This is a genomic window from Pseudomonas helleri, assembly GCF_009600315.1.
Classification (GTDB): domain Bacteria; phylum Pseudomonadota; class Gammaproteobacteria; order Pseudomonadales; family Pseudomonadaceae; genus Aquipseudomonas; species Aquipseudomonas helleri_A.
In genome coordinates this window covers 16,876-43,788 of the sequence record NZ_WIWC01000039.1, presented here as the reverse complement: position 1 = coordinate 43,788, position 26,913 = coordinate 16,876, and the positions used below count along the sequence as shown (strand labels likewise).

General features: G+C 58.0%; 20 protein-coding genes and 1 pseudogene. 10 read left to right on the top strand and 11 right to left on the bottom strand.

From position 1 onward, the window contains the following. Positions 1 to 219: 219 nt before the first annotated feature. Complete coding sequence (gene cobF / locus GHN86_RS18855) at positions 220 to 975, bottom strand: precorrin-6A synthase (deacetylating) (RefSeq protein ID WP_153387109.1); 756 nt, start codon at positions 973 to 975, stop codon at positions 220 to 222. An 89-nt stretch (positions 976 to 1,064) separates the two neighbouring features. Here cobF and GHN86_RS18850 point away from each other — a divergent pair, with 89 nt between their 5' ends. The 8 genes from GHN86_RS18850 (at position 1,065) to GHN86_RS18815 (ending at position 10,533) form a co-directional block, all read left to right on the top strand. After that, positions 1,065 to 2,000, top strand: coding sequence for an AraC family transcriptional regulator (locus tag GHN86_RS18850; RefSeq protein ID WP_153379447.1), 936 nt, complete (start codon positions 1,065 to 1,067; stop codon positions 1,998 to 2,000). A 141-nt stretch (positions 2,001 to 2,141) separates the two neighbouring features. Further along, complete coding sequence (locus tag GHN86_RS18845) at positions 2,142 to 3,452, top strand: ABC transporter substrate-binding protein (RefSeq protein ID WP_153379449.1); 1,311 nt, start codon at positions 2,142 to 2,144, stop codon at positions 3,450 to 3,452. Between the two features lie 127 nt (positions 3,453 to 3,579). Further along, positions 3,580 to 4,506: a carbohydrate ABC transporter permease gene (locus GHN86_RS18840; protein ID WP_153379450.1), complete on the top strand. Its 927-nt coding sequence runs from the start codon at positions 3,580 to 3,582 to the stop codon at positions 4,504 to 4,506. A gap of 7 nt (positions 4,507 to 4,513) precedes the next feature. Next, entirely contained in the window at positions 4,514 to 5,347 is an 834-nt protein-coding gene (locus tag GHN86_RS18835; RefSeq protein WP_323369991.1) for a carbohydrate ABC transporter permease, read from the top strand. A gap of 21 nt (positions 5,348 to 5,368) precedes the next feature. Then, on the top strand, positions 5,369 to 6,472 hold the full coding sequence (locus GHN86_RS18830; protein WP_153379454.1) for an ABC transporter ATP-binding protein: 1,104 nt from the start codon (positions 5,369 to 5,371) through the stop codon (positions 6,470 to 6,472). Between the two features lie 13 nt (positions 6,473 to 6,485). Then, the gene (locus GHN86_RS18825; RefSeq protein ID WP_153379456.1) at positions 6,486 to 7,961 is read left to right on the top strand and encodes a mannitol dehydrogenase family protein; all 1,476 of its coding nucleotides are present in this window, start codon (positions 6,486 to 6,488) and stop codon (positions 7,959 to 7,961) included. A gap of 143 nt (positions 7,962 to 8,104) precedes the next feature. Beyond that, positions 8,105 to 9,592 carry a xylulokinase gene (xylB, locus tag GHN86_RS18820; RefSeq protein WP_153387107.1) on the top strand — a complete coding sequence of 496 codons (1,488 nt, stop codon included), beginning with the start codon at positions 8,105 to 8,107 and terminating at the stop codon, positions 9,590 to 9,592. 5 nt (positions 9,593 to 9,597) lie between these two features. Then, entirely contained in the window at positions 9,598 to 10,533 is a 936-nt protein-coding gene (locus GHN86_RS18815) for a carbohydrate kinase family protein (protein WP_153379460.1), read from the top strand. 14 nt (positions 10,534 to 10,547) lie between these two features. On the opposite strand, the gene GHN86_RS18810 is transcribed toward GHN86_RS18815, so the two are convergent. Continuing rightward, positions 10,548 to 11,846, bottom strand: a complete 1,299-nt coding sequence (locus GHN86_RS18810) for an OprD family porin (RefSeq protein ID WP_153379462.1) — start codon at positions 11,844 to 11,846, stop codon at positions 10,548 to 10,550. A gap of 243 nt (positions 11,847 to 12,089) precedes the next feature. Then, positions 12,090 to 15,389, bottom strand: a complete 3,300-nt coding sequence (locus GHN86_RS18805) for an Ig-like domain repeat protein (protein WP_153379464.1) — start codon at positions 15,387 to 15,389, stop codon at positions 12,090 to 12,092. 232 nt (positions 15,390 to 15,621) lie between these two features. On the opposite strand from GHN86_RS18805, the pseudogene GHN86_RS18800 reads away from it, so the two are divergent. Both GHN86_RS18800 and GHN86_RS18795 read left to right on the top strand, forming a co-directional pair. Then, a pseudogene (locus tag GHN86_RS18800) lies at positions 15,622 to 16,920 on the top strand (sensor histidine kinase); the annotation flags it as partial. 68 nt (positions 16,921 to 16,988) lie between these two features. Then, positions 16,989 to 17,264: a peptidylprolyl isomerase gene (locus tag GHN86_RS18795; protein ID WP_003445327.1), complete on the top strand. Its 276-nt coding sequence runs from the start codon at positions 16,989 to 16,991 to the stop codon at positions 17,262 to 17,264. An 82-nt stretch (positions 17,265 to 17,346) separates the two neighbouring features. On the opposite strand, the gene GHN86_RS18790 is transcribed toward GHN86_RS18795, so the two are convergent. From GHN86_RS18790 to GHN86_RS18755, 8 genes are all read right to left on the bottom strand, one after another. Beyond that, the gene (locus GHN86_RS18790) at positions 17,347 to 18,285 is read right to left on the bottom strand and encodes an OB-fold domain-containing protein (RefSeq protein ID WP_153379468.1); all 939 of its coding nucleotides are present in this window, start codon (positions 18,283 to 18,285) and stop codon (positions 17,347 to 17,349) included. A 5-nt stretch (positions 18,286 to 18,290) separates the two neighbouring features. After that, a complete protein-coding gene (locus tag GHN86_RS18785; RefSeq protein WP_153379470.1) occupies positions 18,291 to 19,502 on the bottom strand; it encodes a thiolase family protein in 1,212 nt (403 codons plus the stop codon). 194 nt (positions 19,503 to 19,696) lie between these two features. Further along, positions 19,697 to 21,346 carry a DUF1302 domain-containing protein gene (locus tag GHN86_RS18780; protein ID WP_323369367.1) on the bottom strand — a complete coding sequence of 550 codons (1,650 nt, stop codon included), beginning with the start codon at positions 21,344 to 21,346 and terminating at the stop codon, positions 19,697 to 19,699. Positions 21,347 to 21,426: 80 nt separating this feature from the next. After that, on the bottom strand, positions 21,427 to 22,512 hold the full coding sequence (locus GHN86_RS18775) for an MBL fold metallo-hydrolase (protein ID WP_153379474.1): 1,086 nt from the start codon (positions 22,510 to 22,512) through the stop codon (positions 21,427 to 21,429). Continuing rightward, a complete protein-coding gene (locus tag GHN86_RS18770; RefSeq protein ID WP_153379476.1) occupies positions 22,505 to 24,367 on the bottom strand; it encodes a long-chain-acyl-CoA synthetase in 1,863 nt (620 codons plus the stop codon). Before GHN86_RS18770 ends, GHN86_RS18775 begins: the two co-directional genes overlap by 8 nt. Then, positions 24,364 to 25,437, bottom strand: a complete 1,074-nt coding sequence (locus tag GHN86_RS18765) for an alkene reductase (protein WP_153379478.1) — start codon at positions 25,435 to 25,437, stop codon at positions 24,364 to 24,366. Before GHN86_RS18765 ends, GHN86_RS18770 begins: the two co-directional genes overlap by 4 nt. Before the next feature lie 9 nt (positions 25,438 to 25,446). Further along, complete coding sequence (locus GHN86_RS18760; protein ID WP_153379480.1) at positions 25,447 to 26,076, bottom strand: nuclear transport factor 2 family protein; 630 nt, start codon at positions 26,074 to 26,076, stop codon at positions 25,447 to 25,449. A gap of 40 nt (positions 26,077 to 26,116) precedes the next feature. Further along, a complete protein-coding gene (locus tag GHN86_RS18755) occupies positions 26,117 to 26,890 on the bottom strand; it encodes an SDR family NAD(P)-dependent oxidoreductase (RefSeq protein ID WP_153379482.1) in 774 nt (257 codons plus the stop codon). Between the last annotated feature and the right edge of the window lie 23 nt (positions 26,891 to 26,913).

Here is a 26,913-nt window from a genome sequence, read left to right as displayed (position 1 = left end):
GTTCGGCGGCGAAACCGTCGCAATTCATCGGTTGAGGCGTTTCTGATAAAACGCGGGATCTGATTTTTACGAGCGCCTCGCAACCTGGCTCGCTGAGTGGCACTTGCAAAAATGGCACAGCGAGTGAAGGTGACGCTGGATGACCTTTAGTCTTGAGTTTGACCAGCGCGCACTCAAGGAATGGCAAATCAGCTCAAGTAGTTGAGCCCTAATGATCGTCTACGGTTTCCAAACCCGTCTGAGCAAGTACGTGTCCATAATCCAGCCTTTACGTTGCCGCGCTTCCTCACGGGCGGTTTTGATCTGTTCGCACACATCCGCCAACTTGCCGGCAATCAGGATTTCATCGACGGTGCCGATGTACGCGCCCCAGTAAATGTCGACGTCTTCCCCGACAAACGCCTCAAACGCACAGTGGGCGTCCAGCATCACCACCACGTTGTCCAAATCCTCGGCCACCAGGCGCCGCCCCGTGGTGATACGAATCGGCTGGCCAATTTCATTGAGCGGTATCCGATGACGGGCCGCTAGCGCCTGCACGCTGCTGATGCCGGGGATCACCTCATAATCGAAATGGGTGCAGCCATTGGCCCGCACCCGATCAAGAATGCGCAGCGTTCTGTCGTATAAACCCGGTTCGCCCCACAGCAGGAAGGCGCCGCACTCGCCGTCCGCCAGTTCTTCGGCGATCAGCCGTGTGAACACGTCGGCGCGCTGTTCGTGCCAGTCTTCGACCCCTTGGGTGTACGACGGCGTGGCACTGTCACGCTGCGGGTCACTGACCTGTACCACGCTGTACCTGGGCTCACAGATGTAGCGCGCACAGATTTCCAGACGCAGACGTACCAGGTCTTCGGTGGCCTGGCCCTTGTCCAATACAAAGAACACCGAGGCGCGGTTCAGCGCGTTGATCGCTTGCACAGTGATGTGCTCCGGGTTGCCCGCGCCGATACCGATCAAGAGCAGCGTTTTCATGGCAGGTGATCCTTTGATATTCGAGACTGGCAGAACGCCAGTGAAGTCGGCATGATCTGGCCCATAACAACTCTAGTAAGCACTTAGCCATGACGCGACTCGCCCGAGCGACTGACCCGTCTTATGAACTGATGGACGACCATAACGGCCTGTCGATCATCTATCGCCAACATGGTTTCCCCTGCCCGTTGGTGCGCTGGCATTTTCATAAGGAATACGAACTGCACCTGATCACCGCCAGCAGTGGCAAAGTCTTCGTCGGTGACTATATCGGCAACTTCTACCCGCAGACGCTGTTTCTCACCGGGCCCAATCTGCCCCATAACTGGATCAGCCAGATTGGCGAACATGAAGTGGTACCGGCCCGCGACATGCTGGTCAATTTCACCGACGAGTTGCTGGAAAACGCCACGCGGGTGTTTGCCGAACTAAAAGGCCTGACACCGCTGTTGGAGCGAGCTCAATACGGCATCGAATTCCGTTGCCCCGCCACCATTGCACACGCGACGGACCTGCTGCACGCCATCGCCGACTCCAGCGGCGTCACCCGCCTGGGACACTTTCTGATCCTGCTGCAACGGCTGGCCGATTGTGAGGATTACCACTTGCTGTCAGGGCTGACCTCCAACCATTTGGCAGACGAGCACACCATCGACCGGACCCACCGCGCCGTTGAGTATATTTTTAACCACTACACCCGTGAGTTGCCGCTCGAAGAAGTGGCGGACTATATGGGCATGAAACCCACCTACTTTTCCCGTGTATTCAAACAAGCCACCGGACGCTGCTTTATCGAGTTCGTTAATCGGCTGCGTATCAGCAAGTCCTGTGAGCTGCTGGCCGACGGCGAGAAGCCCGTGACAGACGTGTGCTTTGAGTCCGGCTTCAACAATATTTCCAATTTCAACCGACGTTTTCAGCAACTCAAAGGGATGACGCCGTCACATTATCGGCGCCTGGCGGTACAGCGCATGACCGAGCAAAACCTGCCGCAATCGGGCGTTCGCCTGCGCAGTGCAAAATAGTATCAATGAGAGTGCTTCCAATGATTTGTCACGACGGTGTTGGCGGGCTGTAATCGGCCCACGTGCCAGCCTCAGGCTGGCAGCTATAAAAACAATAACCGTCCTTCAAATGCCTCCCTGGCAGATGAAGAGGAGTGCTCAATGAATATTCCTGTCAAAGCGCTATGCATAGCGACCTGCATGACTGTCAGCGGCATCAGCCTGGGCGCGCAGACGCTGACCATTGCCACCGTCAACAACAGCGACATGATCCGCATGCAAAAGTTGGCGAAAACCTTCGAGAGCGAGCACCCCGACATCAAACTTAACTGGGTGGTGCTGGAAGAAAACGTCTTGCGCCAACGTCTGACCACCGACATTGCCACTCAGGGCGGTCAATTCGACGTACTGACCATCGGCATGTACGAAGCCGCACTCTGGGGCGCCAAGGGTTGGCTCGAACCGATGAACGACCTGCCTGCCAGCTATGCGCTGGATGATGTGTTCCCTGCGGTACGCGAGGGGCTGTCGGTCAATGGCACGCTGTACGCCCTGCCCTTTTACGCTGAAAGCTCAATGACCTATTACCGCACTGATCTGTTCAAGGACGCGGGCCTGAGCATGCCTGATCACCCAACGTGGGAGCAGATCGCTCAGTTCGCCAAAGTGCTGAATAAACCGGAGCAAGAGCAATATGGCCTGTGCCTGCGCGGCAAAGCAGGCTGGGGTGAAAACATTACGGTGATCACCACCCTTGCCAACGCTTTCGGCGCCCGCTGGTTCAATGAACAGTGGCAGCCAGAGTTCAACGGCCCGGAGTGGAAGAATGCCCTGAACTTTTATGTGAATACCCTAAAAGAGTCCGGCCCGCCGGGTGCGACCAGCAACGGCTTTAACGAAAACCTGGCGCTGTTCAACAGCGGCAAATGCGCCATCTGGGTCGACGCCAGCGTGGCCGGTTCGTTTGTCACGGACAAATCTCAAAGCAAAGTGGCCGACCATGTCGGTTTCGCCTTCGCCCCCCATCAAGTCACTGACAAAGGCAGTGCCTGGCAGTACTCATGGTCGCTGGCCGTTCCTGCTACGTCCAAAGCCAAGGACGCGGCCAAAACCTTCAGTACCTGGGCCACGTCCAAGGAGTACAGCGCACTGGTGGCGGAAAAAGACGGCATTGCCAACGTGCCACCGGGCACCCGCGCCTCGACCTACAGCGACGCCTATCTGGCCGCCGCGCCCTTTGCCAAGGTCACGCTGGAATCGCTGAAAGTCGCCAACCCCAAAGACCCGACGCTCAAGCCGGTGCCGTATGTAGGCATTCAACTGGTGACCATTCCCGAGTTTCAGGCCGTGGGCACCCAGGTGGGCAAGTTGTTCAGCGCTGCGCTGATCGGTCAGACCAGCGTCGATCAGGCACTCGCAGCGGCGCAACAAACCACCGAGCGCGAGATGAAACGCGCGGGCTATCCCAAGTAGTCGCTGCCAAAGGCTGCGAAGGGTTGCGAAGCAACCCGTTTTCTCAAAGCCCCAACGGACGTTTGCCTTACCGCCGGCAGCCACACCAAAACACACCAGAACACGCCCCAATTAAGGTGTAATCACCATGACAATATCGAGTGTTAGCGCTGCACTTGAGCCATCGCTGCCCACGCGCAAGCCGCGCCGGTTCGACCCCAGCGGGTTGCTGGTGTCACCTTCCGTGGCATTGCTACTGCTATGGATGATCGTGCCACTGGGCATGACGCTGTACTTTTCACTGATCCGTTACAACTTGCTTTACCCCGGCGAAAACGAGTTTGTCGGGCTAGAAAACTTCACCTACTTCCTCACCGACAGCGGCTTTTTGCCCGGCGCGACCAACACGCTGCTATTAGTCGGCAGTGTGCTGCTGATCAGTGTGGTACTGGGGGTGCTGATCAGTGCCCTGCTCGAAGCGACCGATTTTATGGGTCGCGGGATTGTGCGGGTATTGCTGATCTCGCCGTTTTTCATCATGCCCACGGTGGGCGCACTGGTCTGGAAAAACCTGATCTTTCACCCGGTCTCCGGCGTGCTCGCCGCGGTGTGGAAACTGTTTGGCGCTCAGCCGGTGGACTGGTTGGCGCACTACCCGTTGCTGTCGATCATCATCATTGTGTCGTGGCAATGGTTGCCGTTCGCCATTTTGATTCTGATGACCGCCATGCAGTCCCTCGACCAGGAGCAGAAGGAAGCCGCGCGGCTGGACGGTGCCGGGCCCATTGCGATTTTCTGGCACCTGACCCTGCCGCATCTAGCCCGCCCGATTGCCGTGGTGGTGATGATTGAAACCATCTTTCTGCTGTCGGTGTTTGCCGAAATTTTCACCACCACCAATGGTGGCCCCGGCTATGCCTCCACCAACCTGGCGTACTTGATCTACAACCAGGCGCTGGTGCAGTTCGATGTCGGCATGGCCTCGGCCGGAGGCTTGATTGCCGTGGTCATCGCCAATATCGCCGCCATCCTGCTGGTGCGCATGCTGGGCAAAAACCTGACAGACAAGCCGTGAGGGCACCGTGATGACTCTTCAACAATCCCGTCGTCTGCAAAGCGTGCTGCTCGGCACGCTGGCCTGGGCCATCGCGATCCTGATCTTCTTTCCGATTTTCTGGATGGTGCTGACCAGTTTCAAAACCGAGATCGATGCATTCGCCACACCACCGCAGTTCATCTTTACCCCGACGCTGGACAACTACGTTCACATCGAAGACCGCAGTGGCTATTTCCGCTTCGCCTGGAACTCGGTGGTGATCTCCTTCACCGCGACCGCCCTGTGCATGCTGATTGCCATCCCGGCCGCGTACTCGATGGCGTTCTACGAGACCAAGCGCACCAAAGGCACGTTGCTGTGGATGCTCTCCACGAAAATGCTGCCGCCAGTGGGCGTGCTGATGCCGATCTACCTGCTGGCCAAGAGTTTTGGCCTGCTCGACACCCGCACAGCGCTGATCATCATCTACACCCTGATCAACCTGCCGATTGTGGTGTGGATGATTTACACCTACTTCAAGGACATTCCCAAAGACATCCTTGAAGCCGCTCGGCTGGACGGGGCCACCCTGTGGCAGGAAATGGTTCGCGTCTTGCTGCCCATCAGCAAGGGCGGGCTGGCCTCAACCCTGCTGCTGTCATTGATCCTGTGCTGGAACGAAGCCTTTTGGTCTCTGAACCTGACGTCATCCAACGCTGCGCCGCTGACCGCACTGATCGCCTCCTACTCCAGCCCTGAAGGGTTGTTCTGGGCCAAATTATCGGCCGTGTCGACACTGGCCTGTGCGCCGATTCTGATTTTCGGCTGGATCAGTCAAAAGCAACTGGTACGCGGCTTGTCCTTTGGCGCTGTCAAATAATAAATCGAGTGGAGGCCCGTCATGGCCCATCTGAAAATCAACAATCTGCAAAAAGGTTTTGAAGGCTTCCCGATCATCAAAGGGATTGACCTTGAGGTGAACGACCGGGAGTTCGTGGTCTTTGTCGGTCCGTCAGGTTGTGGCAAATCCACCCTGCTGCGCCTGATCGCCGGGCTGGAAGAAGTCACCGACGGCACCATAGAGCTGGATGGCCGCGACATCACCGAGGTCACGCCAGCCAAGCGCGATCTGGCGATGGTCTTCCAGACGTACGCCCTGTACCCGCACATGACCGTGCGCAAGAACATGTCGTTCGCTCTGGACCTGGCGGGCGTGAGCAAGGCCGACGTTGAGAAGAAGGTCAATGAAGCCGCGCATATTCTTGAGCTGGCGCCACTGCTGGAACGCAAACCCAAACACCTGTCCGGCGGGCAGCGCCAACGGGTCGCCATAGGCCGGGCGATTGTGCGCAACCCCAAGATATTTCTGTTTGACGAGCCGCTGTCCAACCTGGATGCCGCATTACGGGTGCAAATGCGTCTGGAGTTGGCACGTTTGCATCAGGAATTGCAGGCCACGATGATTTACGTGACCCACGATCAGGTCGAAGCCATGACCCTGGCGGACAAGGTGGTGGTCCTCAATGCGGGCAAAGTCGAGCAGGTCGGCTCGCCGCTTGAGTTGTATCACCAGCCCGCCAACCTGTTTGTGGCGGGTTTTCTGGGCACGCCGAAAATGGGCTTTCTGAAGGGCACCATCAGCCGTATTGACGCCTTGAGCTGCGAGGTTCAACTCGACGCCGGGACGCGCATCCAATTGCCCTTGAGCGGTCCTTCATTGAGCCTTGGCAGCTCGGTCACGCTGGGCATTCGCCCCGAACACCTGAACCTTGCCAAACCTGGCGAATGCACCCTGACCGTCACCGCCGATGTCAGTGAACGACTGGGCAGCGACACCTATTGCCACGTCAACACGGCGTGTGGCGAGCCACTGACCCTGCGTATCCGAGGTGATATGGCCAGCCGCTACGGTGAGCAATTGCAGTTGCATCTGGACAGTGAGCATTGCCACCTCTTCGACGCAGAGGGGCTGGCCATGACTCGTCCACTGCGCGCTGCTGCCTAACGGAATAGCCCTCATGAAATTGAATCGACTTAACCTTGAGCATCTGACTGACCGCGTAGCCAAGCCTGTTTACCTTGCGCAGGCCACCCGGCACGGCATCGCCCATATCGGCGTTGGCGGCTTTCATCGTGCTCATCAGGCGTATTACACCGATCAACTGCTCAATGCGGGTCGCGACCTGGACTGGAGCATCTGTGGCATCGGCTTGCGCGATGAAGACCGTAAAGTCCGTGACGACCTGGCCGACCAGGATTACCTCTACACCCTGTTTGAACTGGACGACGGTGACGACAGCCAAAGCCGCATCATTGGCTCGATCAGCGACATGTTGCTGGCGCAAGACGACCTTGGCGCGGTGATCGACAAACTGGCCAGCCCTGACATTCGCATTGTCTCGTTGACCATTACCGAAGGCGGTTATTGCATCGACGACAGCAACGGCGAATTCATGGCCACACTGCCGCAGATTCAGCATGATCTGGCTCACCCCGACACGCCCACCAGCGTATTCGGCGTGCTCAGCGCCGCACTCGCTCGACGGCGCGCAACCGGCACCCCGGCATTTACCGTAATGTCCTGCGATAACCTGCCGCACAACGGGGGCGTGGCGCGCAAAGCGCTACTGGCCTATACCGCCTTGCTGGATATGGAACTGCATGACTGGATTGCTGCCCATGTGAGCTTTCCCAATGCGATGGTTGACCGCATTACGCCCATGACCAGTGACGCTCATCGGCAGCAACTGCACGACCAGTTGGGCATCGACGACGCCTGGCCGGTGGTGTGTGAGCCGTTTATCCAGTGGGTGCTGGAAGATGACTTCTGCAACGGTCGCCCGGCCTGGGAAACGGTTGGCGTGCAGTTCACCCATGACGTCACGCCTTATGAAGCGATGAAAATCAAACTGCTCAACGGCAGCCATCTGGCGCTGACGTACCTGGGGTTTCTCAAGGGCTATAGATTCGTTCACGAAACGATGAATGACCCGCTGTTTGTCGCGTATATGCGTGGGTACATGGACGAGGACGTGACACCGCAACTGGCCGCCGTGCCGGGCATTGATCTGGCCCTGTATAAGGACACGCTGGTCGAGCGGTTTTCCAATCAGGCCATTGCCGACCAATTGGAACGGGTGTGCTCGGATGGCTCGTCCAAATTCCCCAAATTCACCGTGCCCACCATCGAGCAACTGATTACCCAAGGGGCTGAGTTGAAGCGTGCAGCGCTGGTGGTGGCGGCGTGGGCGCTGTACCTAAAAGGGGTTGATGAGCTGGGGCAGACGTATGCGATACCTGATCCTCGGGCGGCGTTTTGTCAGGCGCTGGTGGCGGATGAGGCTTTGATGGTGCCGCGGTTGTTGGGGGTTGAAGAGATATTTGGCAGTGTCATCGGGCAGTCGACGGCATTTGCTGCGGCGGTTGAGTGGGGAGTGAAGAGTTTGCGGGATGTGGGGGTGAGTGGAACGCTTGAGCGGTTGGTGCGGCTGTAAAGCCCCTCACCCTAGCCCTCTCCCAAAGGGAGAGGGCACTGAATTGCGCTGAACCCGAAAACACCTCGGTCAAGTCCCCTCTCCCTCCGGGAGAGGGTTAGGGTGAGGGTGAGGGTGCTTTTGATCTTGATAAGGCCATAACCATGAACAATTTGTTTTTGGGCATCGATTGCGGAACCCAAGGCACCAAAGCGCTGGTGCTGGACAGCGAGACAGGACAAGTGCTCGGTACGGGCTCAGCCCCGCACACCCTGATTCAGGGCGACCACGGCCGCCGCGAGCAAGACACCGAGCAATGGTTAAACGCCCTCGCCCATGCCACCGCTCAAGCGCTGGCCCAAGCCAATGTTAATGGCCAGCACATCCGCGGTATCAGCGTCAGCGGCCAGCAACACGGGCTGGTTTTGCTGAACGCACACGGACAAATCTTGCGCCCGGCCAAACTCTGGTGTGACACCCAATCCACCCCCGAGAACAACCAGTTGCTGGACTGGCTTGGCGGCGACTCCGGTTGCCTTGAACGCCTGGGGCTGGTCATCGCGCCGGGTTACACCGTCTCCAAACTGCTCTGGACACGCGTGCATCACCCGCAGATCTTCGGGCAAATTGCTCATATCCTGCTGCCCCATGATTACCTCAATTATTGGCTGATCGGTCGCTGTTGCAGCGAGTACGGCGACGCCAGCGGCACGGGTTATTTCAATGTAAAAACGCGCCAATGGGATCTTGGCATCCTGCGCCATATCGACCCCGGCGGGCGACTCGAACGCGCCCTGCCCGAGCTGATCGAAGCTCATCAACCCGTCGGCACCTTGCGCCCGGAGGTGGCCCGCATACTGGATTTGAACCCTCAAGCCGTGGTTGCCAGCGGCGGCGGTGACAATATGCTGGGTGCCATCGGCACCGGCAATATCGAACCCGGCATCATCACCATGAGCCTGGGCTCATCAGGCACGGTGTACGCCTTTGATCAGCAGCCGCAGGCCCACCCGGATGCTAGCGTGGCCGGCTTTTGTTCGTCTACGGGAGGCTGGCTGCCGCTGATCTGCACCCTCAATCTGACCACGACCACCAGCGCGGTGCGCGAACTCCTGTCACTGTCCCTCAACGACTTCAATACCCTGGCCGGTCAGGCACCCATCGGCGCTGAAGGGGTGAGCATGCTGCCCTTCCTCAATGGCGAGCGCGTCCCCGCCCTGCCCCACGCCACCGGTAGCCTTCAGGGCCTGACGCTGACCAACATGACCCCGGCCAACCTCTGCCGGGCCGCGCTGGAAGGCACCACTTATGGCTTGCGTTACGGTCTGGATCTGCTGCGCGCCAACGGTGTACACAGCCAGACCATCCGCCTGGTGGGTGGCGGATCAAAAAGCCGGTTGTGGCGACAACTGGTCGCCGACATCATGAACACCCCGGTCATCTGCACGGAACAAAGTGAAGCCGCGGCGTTGGGGGCGGCGATTCAGGCAGCCTGGTGCGTGTCAGCCGGCCAGCAAACACTGGCCGATATTTGCCAGCGCTGCGTGCGTCTTGACCCCACCAGCGAAAGTCGACCCATCGCCGAAAACGTGCACGCTTACGAACAACTCTACCTGCGCTACCGTCAACAGGTCGCAGCCTTATCCGAGTAAATGTTATGTATCTGGTATGTGGTGAAGCACTGTTTGATTTTTTCGCTCAGGCCGACAGCCGCGAGCAGGCCAATCGGGTCGATTTCAAGGCGATTGCCGGCGGTTCACCCTTTAATGTGGCTGTGGGTTTACGCCGTCTGGGGGTTGAGGCCGGTCTGTTTGCCGGGCTGTCCACCGACTATCTGGGCCGTCGCTTAAAGCGCGTCCTGATGGACGAAGGGGTCAGCGAGCAGTTTCTGCTGGATGTGGACGCTCCGACCACGCTGGCGATGGTGGCGCTGGACACCAGCGGCTCACCCGCCTACAGCTTTCGAGGTGAAGGCTGCGCCGACCGGCAACTGCACGCCCACCATTTACCCGAACTCGGCCCGCAAGTGCGCGGTATCCATGTCGGGTCTTTTTCATTGGTGGTGCAACCGATAGCCGACACCTTGCTGGCGCTCGTGCAGCGCGAAAGCGGTCGACGCCTGATCAGCCTCGATCCCAATGTGCGGCTCAACCCACAACCGGACATCCAACTGTGGCGTGATCGTATCAACCAGCTGATTCCTTACGCCGACCTGATCAAAGTCAGCGATGAAGACCTGGAACTGCTGTATCCGGGGCAAGATCCCGAGCAGATTGCTCAGTCGTGGCTGAAGCAGCGTTGCCAATTGGTGTTTTTGACCCGTGGTGCGGACGGTGCCAGCGTGTTCAGTCGTGCTCATGGGCAGCATGCAATCGCCGCCACCCCGGTCAGGGTCGCCGACACCGTGGGTGCTGGCGATACCTTTCAGGCGGCGGTGATTGCCTGGCTAACCGAGCACAACCTGGACTCGGTGGCAGGGTTACAGCAACTGAGCCAGACGCAGCTTCACGACCTGCTCGATTTCGCCAGCCGGGCGGCAGCGCTGACGTGCAGCAAAACCGGCCCCGATTTACCCTATCGCGCGGATCTTTAAGCCAGACGCGGTGTTTAGAAAATCGACAGGTTGTAGCTGACGATCAAGCGCGTTTCATCCACATCGCGGGCAAACTTTGAATAGTTGGTGCGATAGGTGGCGTTACGCAGGCGAAAGCTCAAGTCCTTGAACGTGCCACCTTGCACGATGTACTTGAGCTCGCTGTCGCGTTCCCACTCTTTGCCTTCTTCGTCGCGGCCCTTGACGTTAATGTGATCGCCGTTCACATAACGAGTCATAAAGGTCAGGCCCTTGACGCCCACGGCCTTGAAATCATAGTCATAACGCAGTTGCCAGGAGCGTTCCTGAGCGTTGGCGAAGTCGTTGACCTGCAAATAGTTGACCAGATACGGGTTGCTGCCATCCAGGTACGGCATCGAGGTTTCGCCGTTCATGCGCTGCCAGCCAGCTCCAAACTTGTGCCCGCCCAGCGAGTAGGTCAGCAGCGCACCCAGCGCGCGGTTATCGATGGTCGACGCCTTGGCCGAACCGGCGTTGTCACTTTTCAGCAAACGCACATCCGCCGCCAGCACGCCGGGGCCGATCGGTTGATTGGCCAACAGGCCGACAAAGTGCTGACGATAAATGTCTTCCAGCTCGCCATATTGATACTGGGCCGTCAGTCGGTCATTCACCTTGTAATCCAGCCCGTACAGGGTGAAGTGATCGGCGGTGATATCGCAGGCATAGCGCTTGTTTTTGCAGTTCAGCCGCAAGTCCTGTGAATCGCTTGAGTCTCGCGCGGTGTAGCGATCAAGGCGCGAAGCCGTGAACGTCAAATCCTTGATTTCCTGCGAGACAAGCATGGCGCCATTGAACATGTTAGGCAGCAGACGGCCGTCGTTGTACTTGAGCAAAGGCAAGTCAGGCAGTAGCGCGCCGTATTTGAACACGGTCTCGGAAACGCGCATTTTCGCGGTCAGGCCGAACTTGGCGTATTGATCTTTGGAGCGACGCGGGTCATGGCCTGTCGAAGGCATTAGACCGCTGTTGCTGTCGGCCGGGCTGGAATCCAGTTTGATCCCCAGCATGCCCAGCGCATCCAGGCCAAACCCCACGGTACCTTCGGTATAACCCGATTGCACGTTAAGGATAAAACCTTCTGCGGTCTCTTCGCGTTTGGAAGCGCCTTGAGGGCTGGAGCTGCTGCCATCGCGAAAGTCGCGGTTGAAATACACCGTACGGGCTTCCAGCTTGGCGCTGCTGTCTTCAAAAAAACCGCCCGCTTGCGTGTTAGCGGCAAAACCGGCGCACACCGCCAGCGCACCAAACCGAGCAACCCGGCAGTGAGACAATGAAAAAGGGACAACCATGGACGAGCTCCAGCAGCGAATCATTCGCACAACAAAACCAATCGAAGGTCTACCTGATGCCTGTGGCAACACGGTTTACCTCAATCCAAAAAAAGCGCGCAATTGTACGAAAGGCGTAGCCGCAGGCTTCTACGACCTTAGTCGATCATGGCGGTTAAAAACGTCGTAGAAGCCCATGTTTATGAGAAAGAAAAACGCCCAATGCGGTGCATCGGGCGTTTAGAGGCACAAGCAGGTGTAAAACTATTTATATTCTTCGAAAAATAGCCAAATGGCGTCCAGCATGACGTTTTGCAAGGCTGACCCCTCCGCGCCAGTTTGCATATTTAGTGTGTGATAGCTTGGTGGAATCAGTCCCGCTTTTTCGGACGACCAAATTTTACCGGCATAAGGAAATTGACTACCGCCGAATACGGAATAAATTTCCCTCAACTCGCTGACACTGGGAAGCCACCCCCCTCTATCATGAGCGCCTTGATTAACACCCGACCAAGTGCCTTGACCCAGGTAAGCAACATCTATCACACCTGTAACTTGTACATAATATGACTTAATGCTACCAACACTGTCCGTCACCACAACCCACCCGCCGACGTTGTCGAGCGCCCGAACATAGCCTGTAACAGGGTCAATCAGGAGGCCTGTGCCGCTACCCCTGTTCGAATAAGTGTAAGGCGGTACTCCGCCCTGGGCTGTGCGCGTAATTGATGTGCTCGAATCATACCTAGCTTCCAAGCGGCCCTTTTCATAGATGTAAATCTTGCCATCCAGAATAACAGGCGTCTCATCAATGGTGAGCTCGGGTATTTCGGCGACAACGGTAAATGCCCAAGCGTCAGAAACTTGCCCTGCTCCATACAATGCCTTGACTGTCAGGGTGTGTGAGCCAACGGCAAGTCCTGTCAAAGTGTGCGTCCATTCTTCAGCGCTGCTGACCGTCGCGGTGCCCTTGCTGGTCACTCCGTCAAAAATCTCGACACGGCCATTTGCAAGCGCAGTGCCTTTTGCCGTTACGCTGGTATCCGAAGTGCTGCCGCCGTTGGCAATGGCCCCGCCTCCAGAGCCGATAAGCGAGGTGATAAGCGGGGCAGTTTCTGCCGTAATCGAAAACGTCCAGGCTGCAGACACCTGGCCTGCCCCATACAGCGCTTTGGCCGTCAGGCTGTGTGAACCCAAGGCTAGTCCTGTGAGAGGGAGCGTCCATATGCCAGTGTCGTTGGCTAGGGCCGTACCCTTGGTGGTAACACCGTCAAATATCTCGACTTGACCATTTGCCTGTGCCGTACCCGTTATCGTAACGGCGGTATCAGAGGTTTCACCCCCGTCAGGAATAGAAATATCTGCTGAGTCCTGAACTAACGTTATGTCAGGTGCCACAGTACTCACACGACCAACCGTCAACTCGCGTGGCTTCGATCCTTGATGCAGCCCATCCAAGGCTCGAATGACGGTGTACTCGACCGTTAATGTGCCATTCAGGTTAGCGTCAACAAACCCTTTAGGCACATCAAATGTCACGTCCTTACCCGCCTCGCTACCGCTGATAGGATTGGAATCATCAAAGCTACCGCCTGCTTCGCTTCCCGCCCAACTCAAAAGGACTTCATCGTTGACTTCTACGTTGATGTCCGCGGCTTTTATCAACACGTGGGCATAAGTACCTGTGACCGCGTCAGGATCAAGTGTGCCTGCATCGTTATCCGCTTCTACTACGAAAGGACGTGGCAGCAGGCGATCACTGGCTGAACCAATAAACAGTGTCAAAACGTCGGAATCGTAGAGCTTGGCGCCACTGCGGGTGAGGGTATAAGAGACGACTATATCCCTGCCCAGACTTTTCTCGACCCTGGCCTTGGGTACCTCAAATACGATGCCGATGCCATCGGTCCGAATATTCATGAAATCAGGGAAATCACCCTCGTTCAGTGGGCTATCCCACAACATGTCAATCCGGTCGTTGGCCAGCAGGAGCACATTGTCAGGAATCTGTACGTGGGCTTTAGTAAAGAGAGGTTCGGAAGGATCCAGGAAATCGTCGTCAGGGGCTTCCAGAACATGGGGCTTGAGCAGATTGCCGACGATCACATTTTTGACACTGTAAGTCGCCACCAATGAGTCACGTGTCCCGCCCGCAGCAAAAATCACAACATAGGAGAAAAGCACTTCAGAACCGTCGCCAAGGTTCATGAATTCAGATTTATCGACAAGAAATTCGAACGTCACGCCCACATCGGCCGACTCTAGCTCCTCACCTACGCTGCCGTGGAGAGGGGAACCGTTACTGTCTTCACCTGCCCAAGAAAGGAAAATCCGGTCATGTTCCCCCATCCCCGGATAAGCTGGCAGCGAAACTCGGGCACCTGCTCCCGGTAGGGTAGCCGGTTCGAAAACACCCGCGACAAGACCGTTCTCAAGCGTGGGGGCCGGGAGGTCGGCTTGGGTGCCAATCACTGCAAACATCACGCTGCGCGAGGTTTCCAGTTTGCCTGTGGACGTTGAGTCAACCGTGTAGAAGACAGACGTGGTAGGCCCGCCTATAAAAAGCGCAACATCTTCATTCGGCACATCAAAACGCAGCCTGCCGGTTACACTCGCAACAGGAAGCTCATAATGTGTCTCAATCGCCGCCCCTTGAGCATTGAAGCCCTTCCAGTACAACGTAACCACGTCGCCCACTGTAAAAATAGGCGCCGGCGTTCTAACCATGACCAGGCTGGAATCGCTGCCCAGTGAATCGTAATTCAGGATGCCGGCATCTACATCAACGCAATCCGGCTTTTCCAGCAGGTTTACATTAGTATCCACGTTAATCAGGGTTGCTGGCGAGTTGAGAGACCAGTTGTTAACGACATCACGAATTTCATAACTGACCGGTAACTCATCGGAATTGCCGGCGGCAAGGATGTCGGCCTCCGAGACGATGATGACAAGCGTTTGATCGACTTGCGCGAGTTCCAATGGCTTCTGCTTTAGGGGGTATCCGCCCCAGTTGAGGGTGACAACGTCACCCACAGACATGTACTCCCACGCGCTAATAGTCACGATTGCGCCGCGGGCTACGTTACCCAGATCGATATCCACTGGATCAACCGTCGGTGCCGACATGGCTTCATTGATATAGATCGTTTCAGGCAGATTAGGGCCGCTGTATGGATTGCCAGGTACCGTGGTTTTTATAAGGCACGGCATCGGATCAGAGGGGTAAGTATTTGCGGCATCTGTATAGGTATAACGAATTTCGCCGAGCCCTTCTTGCGCCTCCAACGCCACGGCAACAGGTATGGGGAAGGACGCAATAATTTCATCTGCTTTAAAAGTTCGAGTGCCCACTTGACGCTCATTGCCATCACTGCCTTTCCAATACAAATCAATCCGATCACCAGACACTGCCGGGTAGAATGGACCGCAATTGATAATCACCTCAAGTGTCGGGTCGGCTTTCAAGGCGAGGTAATTCAACCCCCCATTGATGCTTACATCATCAATGAAAGGCAGAGGATAACCGGCTTGAGGCTTGCGGATTTGCTTGATAGGTAAGGACATGATCAAAGCTCCAGTCAAAGACTCTGAGAAATGAAGGGGCATAGCCAAGTGCTAGAAATTTGATTAAGTCCCTAATTAATGCGAGCGTCTGCTGTCAGAAATTACAGGTCGAGGGTGGGAAGGAACTCGTCGCGTGAAACCCGCATCTGAACGCTGGAGCTTTGTCGTCATGGCAGCGAACTCCAACACGGAATTAAATTGGGCCATCTCTGGCTTGACTATCAGGACTTCTATGAGCGCTGTATTTTCCGCCAGTCAACTCGACACCCTAGCCCACAGCCCTTTGGGCAAGGTCTCAGGCTGGCCGCAGAGTTTACGCACCAGTGCACAACTGGTGCTGAACTCGCCCATCCCCATGTTATTGCTGTGGGGTGAGCAACTGACGCAGGTGTACAACCACGCTTTTGCCGAGTTGGCAGGCCACAAACACCCTGCCGCTTTTAGTCAACCCTTTCAGCTCTGCTGGCCTGAATACAGCGCCTACAGCCAACCGATCATTGAAGCGGTGCTGGCTGGGCACAGCCTGTCATATGTTGACCAGTATTACGTGGTACCCGACCGCCAGCATGCCACCGAGCGTTGGCTGGATCTGACCTTCAGCCCGGTATGCGACGAGCAGGGGACGGTAGTTGGCATCTTGATGATTGCAGTGCAGATATCGACCCGCCGTACTGCGCTGAAGAAAACCGCTAAAGCTCTGCGCGAGCTGAACGATACGCTGGAAGAGCGTGTCAACGAGCGGACCCAGGCCCTTGCGCAGGCCAATCAGCAGTTACAACACGAAATGCATGAGCGTGAGCGGGTTGAGGACGCGCTGCTGCATGCGCAAAAAATGGAAGCGGTTGGCCAGTTGACGGGCGGTATTGCTCACGACTTCAACAACATGCTCACTGGCATCATTGCCAGCCTGGACTTGATGAAACGCTACATCGCAGCAGGCCGCAGTGACGAAATTGACCGTTTTACCGATGCGGCCGTGTCTTCAGCGCAGCGGGCGGCAGCACTGACCCACCGTTTACTGGTGTTCTCAAGGCGCCAATCGCTGGACAGAAAACCGCTTGACCCCAACGTGCTGGTCAATTCCTTACAGGCGCTGTTCAACAGTTCCAAAGGCGCGAAGATCCAGCTGGTGCTTGAACTGGGCCAGGACATCTGGCCGGTCAATACTGATACAGGGCAACTTGAAAGTGCCTTGCTCAACCTGATTATCAACGCCCGTGATGCGATGCCCGACGGCGGCACACTGAGCGTCAAAACGACGAATAGCTTTCTCGATGGCAGCGCGATCAACAGCCTGGAGGCTGTTGAGTCGGGTGATTATGTGATGTTCGAAGTGTCTGACACCGGCACGGGCATGAGCCCGCAAACCCTTGCCAAAGCCTTTGACCCCTTCTTTACCACCAAGCCGGTGGGCGTCGGCACCGGACTTGGGCTGTCGATGATTTACGGTTTTGCCCAACAGTCAGGCGGCCATGTCAGCCTCACAAGCGAGATGGGCGTGGGTACCTGCGTGCGGGTTTACTTGCCGCGCCATGTTGACGAAACTCAGGCATAATCCGCGCCCGCGCACATTGCCCCACCGTTCCAAGGTCCCAAGACATGAAAGCTCAAGCCCGCCACATATTGGTAAAAACTGCCGAAGAAGCCGAATCATTGAAGCAACGCATTGCCAAGGGCGAAGCGTTTGATGTGTTGGCAAAGAAATTTTCGACCTGCCCGTCGGGCAAACGGGGCGGTGATCTGGGCGAAGTGCGACCGGGGCAGATGGTGGGCGTGATTGACCAGATCATTTTCAAAAAGCCGTTGCGCGTGGTACACGGGCCTATCAAGAGCAAGTTTGGGTATCACTTGGTGCAAGTGTTTTACCGCGATTGATCTACGCCCCTGCGCAACGCATCGCAGTCTTCGAGGCTCGAAGACTGCGAATATGATTGTTGGCGTTACCTGTACGCTGGCTTTACATGTACAAAATGACCAGTTCGTTGATCACTGACGGACGCTCGTTGCCCAGCACATGGGTGTTGAGTTCAAGGGTCAATTGCGTACCGCTTTTAACCTGCTCAACACGTTTGACCCGCGCTCGCGAATGAATGGTCGCACCCGCCGGCACCGGCGCCGGGAAGCGCAAACGATCCGAACCGTAGTTGACCATGTTGCTGAACCCGGTGATTTCATACCCAAGATTCAACTGCATCCGCGATTGCAGGATCTGCACCAGCGCACCGTGGGCGATGGTGCCGCCAAACGGACTTTGTTTGCGCGCACGCTCAGGGTCGGTGTGTATCCAGTAATCATCCCCCGACAACTGCGCAAACGCGTCGATCAACGCCTGATCAACCTCCACTTGGTTGCTCCACGGGCTGAACGTGTCGCTGACCAACGCCTGCAAGGCCGCAGTGTCACTGAGGGCAATCTGGCGTACGGGACTTTTTCCGCTCACCACCGTCTCAGGTTCGCGGCGCACGCCCTGCAAGGCTACCGGGTCTTTGTCCAGCCCGGTAAAACGCAACAATCGGGTGCCTTTGGCATCCACTTCAGCAAACACCGGCTGTAAAGGCATGCCGATTTTCACTTCGGTCTCGTCCAGCCCCACCAGGTTACTGTTGATCCGTACCCCTTGCTCCAGCTCGATCACCGCCAGTAGCTGCGGCATTTCGTCGGCAAAGTCCGGCAGTGTGGCAATGCGCGTCACGGTGTAGCTGTACAGCGTGGCAGCACCGCTAACTTCACGCCAGGTCAGTGCGTGGGCGAAACACGCCGGGCAATGCCGGCGCGGGTAGAACACCCAGTGATTGCAGTCATCGCATTGTTGAATCAGTAAACGCTCGGCCTTCAAGCCTTCCCAGAACGGTGCAGAAATCTCGGTCGGAATCGGCATGGGTTTGTTGTTTGACATTGAATTTATGCTCCCTGAAGGATCAAAGCGCCCTGCTCACTCATCACCCCACCGGTGCCTGAGACGTATACCGTGTCGCAGCGCGATAGCTGACGCTCACCCGCATCACCGGCAATTTGCGTCACCGCTTCGATGACTTGCGACATGCCCCCCGCCGCACCCGCCTGACCGAAGCTGAGCTGGCCACCGTGGGTGTTCATCGGGAAATCACCGCGCCAGGTCAGGTCGTGTTCGCGCACAAAACTCATGCCTTCGCCTTTGGCACAGAAACCTGCGTCTTCCAGGGTCAGCAAGGCGGTGATGGTGTAGCAATCGTAGATTTGTGCGGCATCGACGTCTTTGGGCTTGAGCCCGGCCATGTCGAATGCTCGACTCGAAGCCGGCCCGATCGGGGTTTTCACCATGTCCTCGGCGTAGGACGGCGATTTAAAGGCCAGATGCTCGCCAAAGCCTGTGATGTAGGAGGGACGTTTACGCGCCCGCGCGGCCACTTCTTTGGAGGCGATGATCAACGCCGCACCACCGGCCACCGGCATGACGATCTCCAGCACATGCAACGGGTCAGCCACCTTTTTGCTGGCCAGTACCTGTTCGATGGTCAACGGCTGACCACAAAACATGGCTTGCGGGTTGTATTGCGCGTTGGTGCGTTGGTCGACGGCAATTTTGGCCAGCGCACGCGGATCATAGCCATATTGAGCGGCATAACGCTGGGCAATCATGGCGTAACCGGTGTTTTGGCCCATGTGGCCGTAAGGCAAATCAAACTCGGCTTCCGGGGCGCCAAAGGCCGTACTGTGCCCGCCAAAGCGCATGGCCCGGGCCATCCAGCTCGGGTCTTCATCCGGCCCCATCGGCGCCATACGCGCGGGCAGCACACAAAGGACGGCCTGACACAGGCCCAGTTCGATGGCAGCAGCAGCACGCCAGACCATGCCCACCGAAGTGCAACCACCGAGGTCGACAACTTCGGCAAAGTTAAGGCGCAAGCCCAGGTACTCAGCGGCCATAGCGGGCACAAAGACCGAGGCTTCATGAAAGTGCGGGCCGTTGATGACCAGACCGTCAAGGTCCGAGGCCTTCAACCCGGCATCGCGCAGGGCCTGTGCAGCCAGGTCGGCGACTTGTTCGAGATGGAACATGCGCGGCGCCGTGGCGTATTTTTCCGGTTGGTATTGAGCGCTGCCGACAATGGCCGCGTGACCTTTAAGACCCATAGGTTTCTCTCTCTTTTTGTCAATTCATAACGCTGTTGTCGGTCAAGCAGATGAACGCTAAATCACGTAGCAGCTGACGAGTAATGCGAGGCTGCGTTCGACGATGCAATCGTCGCAAATGGTTTGACGACGGCTTTGCCGCCGATCGCAGCCTCGCAAGCTCGTCAGCTGCTACAGGTTTTGTACCCCTCGCATCAGAACGTGTACTTCATCGAGAACGTGGCGTAGTCACGGTCTGCCAACGGGCGGTGAATCGGATCGGGCGAGCCCAGGTACGCGATGTACTTGAACGACATTTCCAGGTTGCTCAAGTATTTGAACGTAGTGCCTGCACTGAGCCGCCGATCTCCGGCCACCCCGGCAATCGTGCCGGACATCGGTGCCGCGCCGCTGAAGACGTTGGAGAAGGTGAACGGCACTTCAAGGTCCCAGCCCTGGAACACCCCCGGATAGCTGAAGGAAGCACCCACGGTGTACGCACTGGAAGAGCGGGATTTCCAAGCCGAGGAGGTTTTATAGGTGTAGTCATTGGACGGCTGGATTGCGCCTGCATACGGCGGGGCAATCGGCAGGCCCACGAGGTTTGGCGCGCCCGAGACGTCATCCACATCGTCCACGCGCACGGTGACGATTTCGCCGGTCAACGTGGTCTGGCTGGCCCACGGGCGGTCTCCCAAAATACGCATGCCGGAAATCTGCAACTGCTGGCCCTTGCCACGGGTCGGCACAGGCCCCAACCCGGTATTGACCATTACCGGTGCGCCGTCACGGTAAGACCACTCCGCGCCCAACTGGTATTCGCCAATCTTGGTGGTGGCGCTGAGCCCCGTCAGTTTGATGTCTTCGAAGTACTTCACCTTGTAGCCATTGGTGGTGTACGCATACTGGCCATTGCCCAAGGCCAGCGGCTGATAGCCGACCAGCGCGGTGGCCGGGTTTTTGTCGTGATAGACCACATGGAACAGTGACAGCTCAATGTCGGTGATCGGCCGGAAGCGGATTTGTGCACCCCACTGCCCGCTGTCACGGGGATCGTCGGTGCCGGTGTAGTTGATGCGTGAACCGTTGGCCCCGAGGATAAACTCGCGGCCCGGGCCAATCACATCAGAGGTCGACAGGTAGCTGCCCACTGGCGGCAGTTCGGTGCCTTTCCACTCGTACTGCACATAACCGCCCAAGGTGAACTGCGGGTTGATGCGGTAAGAGGCCGAAACCTGCCCCACCGGCAGCAACACTTCCTTGACCTCAACCCCCGGCTGCGCGGCTTTAACCGCATCGGACGGGTTCTGTACGCCGTTCACGCCAGGGTAGTACAGACTCTCGCCCCATGATTCGATGTGTCGACCAGCCTTGACGTCGAGCATGGTGTCGTTGTCAAACCGCCAGCCGCCAAACACATAGGCGTCGAGCAGGCGTGTGCGCCCGCCGCTGAAATAGCGGGTTTGGCTGGTGAACTCATCGTTGTCGCCGGTTTTGTTGACCGTGCTGGGTGAATCGTTGTCGTTTTTGCGGTGGTAAACATCGTCGTAGAAGGTACTGGCGCGCACCACGGCGCCGTAGTTGTCTTTACGCAAAATCATCTCGCCCAGTGCGCCCACCCGGTTGGTGGTCAGGCTGTGCTGATCGAAGTTGCGGTTCGGGTCATCGACGTTGATGCCCATCAGGCGATTGCTCGGATCACCCAGACGCATGCCGATGCCATAGCTGGTGGTGACGGACCAATCGATGGTGGTGCCGTCCTCGAATTCTATTGTCTCCCCCGCCCACGCCGGGCTGGATACCAGCGCCACGGCGGCTGCCAGGCCGGTGAACTGGAAACTTTTATTGTTGTTTTTATTGATCACTCTGGCTCTCCTGATTAGCGACCCGGTGGCCGCCTCGATGGGTTCAAGCGTCATTGCATTGCACGGCGCATAGCCCCGGCTCAAAACAACTGAAGCGGGTCGAACTTCACGACTCCTGTCGCGCACCGTCGATAACGGTGCAACCCTCCTTGCTCCTCACGGACGAGCGCCCCCTCGGCCATCAGGTAATTGGCGTGGGCCAGGGTCTCGCCCACGGCCATCAATTCATCGAAACGACCAGACAGTTTTTTAAACAGCACCGCCATCATTTCCAACCCGGTCAATGGCTGCTCACAGGCCTCCAGTAACTGCTGCAAGTGATTGAGATGGTGATCGCGCAGTTGATCCAGACGCAGGTGCAGGTTGAAAAACGGTCGCTCGTGGGCCGGCAGCACCAGCACGCTGTCGGGAATCACCCGTAGCCGTTCGATCGAGTCCAGCCAGTCACGTAGCGGATTGGCTTCGGGCTCCGGCACATACACCGAAATGGTTGACGTGATACGCGGCAAGACCTGATCACCGGAGATCAGCAAGCCGTCATCGGCGGCATACAGACAGGCGTGTTCGGGGGAGTGGCCGTTGCCCATCACCACCTGCCAGCGGCGCCCGCCAATGGTCAACTCACTGCCGTGACTGATGCGGGTGAAACTGGCGGCTAATTGCGGCCTGAAATGCTCGCCCTGAATCAGCGGCAGCAATGAGGCGGCACGCTCAGCCGTGAAACCGGCCTTTTGGTAAAAGTCGAGAAACGCCCACTCAGGCTCGGCGGCTTTGGGCGGGCCGTGGTGCAAGGCATCGAACTCACCCAAGGTCATCAGCACCGGGCAACGGAAGCGCTCGGCCAACCAGCCGACCACACCGGTGTGGTCACTGTGAAAGTGCGTGCAAATCACCGCTTTGAGCGCCAGACCACCCAGCACTTCGACAAATACCTGCTCCCAGACAGCGCGACACTGTTCGCTGTTGAGCCCGGTATCGACCGCAACCCAACCGTCACCGTGGCGCAGCAAATACAGGTTGATATGGTCAAGCCCAAACGGCAGCGGCATGCGCAACCACAAGACGCCTTCAGCCACCTCTTGCACTTGGCCATTGGCGGGCGGTTGCGGCCACGGATAGCGCAGACCGTCGCGCCATTCATGGCCATTCACGTCGAGGTCACTCATGGCCACTGCCTGCGAAAGGGGCCAAACCGGCGCGTGCCAACACTTGCAACGAATAGGGTTGATAGGTGCGCGTGCTTTCATCACGCACGAACAATGGGTCGGCAAACAGGGACGGCGCATAGCCCTGACGCTGCAAATCGACCTTGCGCAGCTTGAAAGTGCTGGTCAGGTCTGCCGCCGCCGAGACCCGCACAAACATCGGCGCGGCATAACGTGGCAAGCGGGCTTCGGTCAGCGCATAAAATGCCTGCGGGTCAAACACCTCACCGGGCTGCATGAGGATCGCGGCCATGCCCGCCCGTCCTTCGTGATCCGGTACTTGCACGCCATACACGTTGATCAGTTCAAGGCCCGGCAAGTCACTGAGGGTGTCGGCCACTTCAAGGGTCGACACGTTTTCGCTTTTCCAGCGATAGGTGTCGCCAATACGGTCGACAAAATAGCAATAGCCTTCGTCGTCGTAGCGCAGAAGATCGCCCGAGCTCCAGTACGCATCGCCATCCTGAAACACGTTGCGGCGGATCTTGCTTTCGGTGGCCGCCTCGCTGGTATATCCCTCAAAACGCCCGCCACCGATGAGCGGGTGATTGACGATAAAGCCCATAGCCTCGCCCACTTCGCCCGGCTTGCAGAGCTGGTAAAAACCCTGTTCATCCCGTGGATGGCTGTCGCTTTCAACGTCGTAGCGCACCAACCGCAGATTGGTGCGGTTCCAGTCCGGCACACGGCCGCACGAGCCGACGTAATTATCGACATTGATCACGCTGGCGTTGGCCTCGGTCGCTCCCCAGCCTTCAAACACCTGAATCGGGCCGAAGCGCTCCAGCCAGCGTTGCCAGGACTCCGGCGTCAGTCCGGCGCCGAGCATAATGCGCAAGCTGTGCTCACGCTCGCCCTCCTGAACGGGCTGGTTGAGCAGGTAACGGCAAATTTCGCCGATGTATTGAAACACGGTGATCTGATGGCGGCGCACGTCCTGCCAGAATTCACGCACGCTGAACTTGCGCCGTACCACGATGCTGGCCCCGCAGCGCAAAGCGGTGGACGTCACCGATGTCGCTGCGGCGCCGTGGTAAAGCGGCAAGCAGCAATAAAACACGTCTTCGCAGGTGGTGCCCATGGTGACTTCCATCACATCGCCGGACGACAGCCAGCGCATGTGGCTGTAGCGCGCAGCTTTGGGCAAGCCGGTGGTGCCGGACGTGAAGATCAGCAAAGTGGTGCTTTCAGCCGTAATGCCGGTGCGTACGGTTTTGGGAAACGGAGTCGCGGGCGCGTGGGCGATCAGTGATGCCAGACCGACGTCTACCCGTGACGGCACCAGGCTTTCATAGGGATTTTGCGCGTCTTCAATCAGCCACAGCGGCACATCAGGCAAGCCTTCGCTGGCCAGCACATTGCTCAGGCACTCCTCGCCCACCACCAGCGCCTTGGCCGCGGTGGTCAGCAAGGCATGGGCCAGCGGCTTGCCGCTGACTTGGGTATTGATGAACGCCACCACCGCGCCCAGTTTGACCAGCCCAAACCAGCTGAAGAAGAACTGCGGGCGGTTTTCCATGGCAATCGCGCAGACATCACCGGGGCGCAAGCCTTTGGCATAAAACACATGGGCCATGCGATGGGCCTGAGCATCGACTTGGGCGTACGTGAATGACTGATCGCCGTAAATCAGGAAGGGGCGTTCAGCAAACTGTCGGGCCTGATCTTCCAGACGATCCGCCAGGGTGTAGAGGTCTGCCGGTTTAATCTGGGAGCTGGCAGCCGAGCGCAGATCAAGCAACGCCTGGGTTTGTTCGCGCGGCACAGGTTGTTGGTTGAACTGGGTCAATGAGGCTATACGGGACATGTCATTCATGACGCCACCGCTTCGGCCAGTGGGTAATCGCTGTAGCCTTCGGGGCCGGGCGAATACAGGGTCTTGCGATCAAAACGGGCCAGCGGCAAGCCGTGGCGCAGGCGCTCGACCAGATCCGGGTTGGCAATAAAGTGCCGTGCAAACGACACCGCCTCGCCCTGCCCGGCCTTTAACGCCGCCTCAGCAGTTGCGCCATCAAAACCGTCATTCAAGATCAATCCGGCGCTGCAATGGCGCTGTGCCAGAGCGAAGGCATCCAGCTCGCTCAATGGCGAGCGCATGATATGCACATACGCCAGATTCAGCGGCTCGGCCGCAATGCACAGAGCCTCGGCCGTGGCCAGCGGATCGTTGTCTTCGATGTCATTGAACGGGTTACCCGGACACAGGCGCAGGCCCACGCGGCCTGCACCAATGGCCGAAGCCATGGCCTTGAGCACTTCAGTGGGGAAGCGCATACGGTTTTCCAAACTGCCGCCGTAGCGGTCGTCGCGCAGATTGCTGCCCGAGGCCATGAATTGCATGGGCAAATAACCGCTGGTGCAGTGCAGCTCAACCCCGTCAAATCCCGCCGCGCGGGCGTTCAAGGCGGCCTGACGGTATTCGCCGATCACCGCTTCAATGTCTTCTATCGTCAGTGCTTGCGGCTCATCGGAGTCAACCAGTCCTGCGCGGTCGGTAAACAGTTGGGTGCGTGCCCGTATGGCCGAAGGGGCCACCGTGGCCGCGCCCGCGGGTTTGTTCAGAGCACTCGCAGCCCGGCCCACGTGCATCAATTGCAACACGATCAAACCGCCTTCGCCGTGTACGGCATCGGTCACGGCCTTCCAGGCGGCCATCTGTTCGGCGCTGTAAATAGCCGGTGTGCGGCAATAGCCCAAACCGCTGGCAGACGGCGCAGTGCCTTCGGCCACGATCAGCCCGGCAGATGCCCGCTGGCGGTAGTAGTCGATCATTTCAGCGGTCGGCACACCCCGATCATCGGCGCGGCTGCGGGTCATGGGCGCCATGACAATGCGGTTGGCCAGCTCAAGCTCACCCAACCGCACAGGTTCAAACAAAATGCTCATAGTGGCTCCTTAGCGCACGCGGATCTTCGGCGCGCCAGCCCCACGGCGCAGGGTGGCAAGAAAGTGTTCGACCGGTGCCGCCGTCGCCACCTGTGGCAATTGATCCTTGTCCGGGCGATTGGCCCAGAACTCGTGCCATGACGGGAATAGATCGTGAAAGGTGCCTGCGTAAGGCTCGCGCCCCGGCCAGCGCATTTTCTGCGTGCCAATCGGCGGTTTGTTGAGGTCGCTGGCGTACCAGTAGCACGGCAGACGACGACGGAAATACCAGCGCCCCTGCAGGCGCTCATAGTCATCCCAATAGAGCATTTGCATGGTCACCCACTCAGGGCCGGTCTCGTGTTCGTTCTTGGAATACACCACGCCCACGGCATGATCGGGGTCGGTAAACTCAATCAGGTGCTGGCCCAAATGATGGGAGGTGCCGTGAAACTGGTCACGCAACGTGCTGTCAACCCAGGCTTTAAGGTGCGCCCGCCCGGTTTTTTCACGCCCGACACGGATGTCTTCGGCAAACAGATTGACGTGGGCATCGAGGTCACGCATGTCCAGCGACAATGAGTATTTGCCGGCCAGCTGGCGAATTTCTTCAATCGACTCCAGCCGGTCAAGTCGGGCGAGCAAGGCGTTCTGTTCCATGTGCGGTGTCCTTAAAGCGGTCTTTGAATGCCCGAACTGATTACTCAAGAACGGTGTACAACTCGCTGCTGCGGCCACCATCGACTGGCAGGCTGGCCCCGGTGATGTACGAGGCTTCATCGCTGGCCAGAAATAGAATGGCGTTAGCCACTTCCACGGGTTGGCCGACACGTTTGAGCGGGATCAGTTTTTCGGTGTTCAGACGGGTTTTGTCATCGGTCAACATGCCCGCGGTGGCCGGGGTCTCGACCACGCCGGGAATCACCACATTGCAGCGAATGTTGTGGCTCGCACCTTCGCTGGCAGCGGCGCGACTGAAGTTGATCACGGCCGCCTTGGCGGCTGAGTAACCGGCCATCCACGGCGTGCCGAACAGGCCGCAGATCGACGCGATATTGATGATCGAACCGCTGCCCTGCACGCGCATCAGTGACATGGCCGTGCGTGTGCCCCAGAACGTGCCATCCACGGTGGTGGCGAAGTTGGAATGCCAGTCAGCGGTCGAGGTGCTGTCGATTGCGCCCCAGCTGTAGGCCATCGCGTTATTGACCAAAATATCCAGACGGCCATTGCGCTCTGCTGCTGCCGTGATGGCCGCCACATAGGCCGCTTCGTTACTGACATCGGCCACCGCGCATTCAGCGCGGCCACCGGCATCACGAATCTGTGCCGCCACCGCTTCCAGTGGCTCGATGCGCCGACCGCAGAGCACCACCAGCGCGCCCTCTTCGGCAAAGCGCAAGGCGGTGGCTGCGCCGATGCCTGAACCAGCCCCGGTGATAAACGCTACTTTGCTGTTTAAACGAGTTCCCATGCCGCTCTCCCCACCCATCTGCT